Raw genomic sequence first — 517 nt, 5'->3', positions numbered from 1 at the left:
GCCAAACCCCATGGYGCGCATGCGGTGCTCGTTGACGCGTATGCCGGCCAGCGTGCGGCCGAAGGGACTCCAGAGCAGGCGGCGTAAAAAGGCGTAAACCAGCAGCACGGCCGCGAGCGTGAAGTAGTAGAGCGTGACTTTCTTGTCGAGGTCGAAGGGCACCCAGCCGAAGATGGCTGCGCTGGGCTTGAAGTTGATGTACAGCCCGTCGGAGCCGCCCAGCACCTTGTTGTCGAAGAAGAGGTAGAACACCATCTGCGCAAACGCCATGGTGACCATGATGAAGTAGATACCGTGGGTGCGCACCACGAAGAAACCGATGATGAGTGCGGCAAGGCCCGAGGCCGCCACGGCCACGGGCAAAGTCCACCACAGGCTTACAGGCTGGTCGGCGGGTGTCAAAAAGGCCAGCGCATAACCCGCCAGGCCGAAGTAGGCTGCGTGGCCCAGCGACACCAGCCCGGTGACACCTTGCAGCAGGTCCAGACTCATGGCAAAAATCGCCATGATCATCATG

The 517-nt window shown here is 61.2% G+C and carries 1 protein-coding gene; it reads right to left on the bottom strand.

The features are described from left to right. A partial coding sequence (locus AC1D0Z_RS24030) for a branched-chain amino acid ABC transporter permease (RefSeq protein ID WP_477660608.1) occupies positions 1–517 on the bottom strand: 517 nt, incomplete at both ends.

It is taken from the genome of Polaromonas sp. P1_E3, from assembly GCF_056405935.1.
The sequence above is the reverse complement of the archived record's forward strand: the minus strand, read 5'-3'. Positions and strand labels throughout refer to the sequence as shown.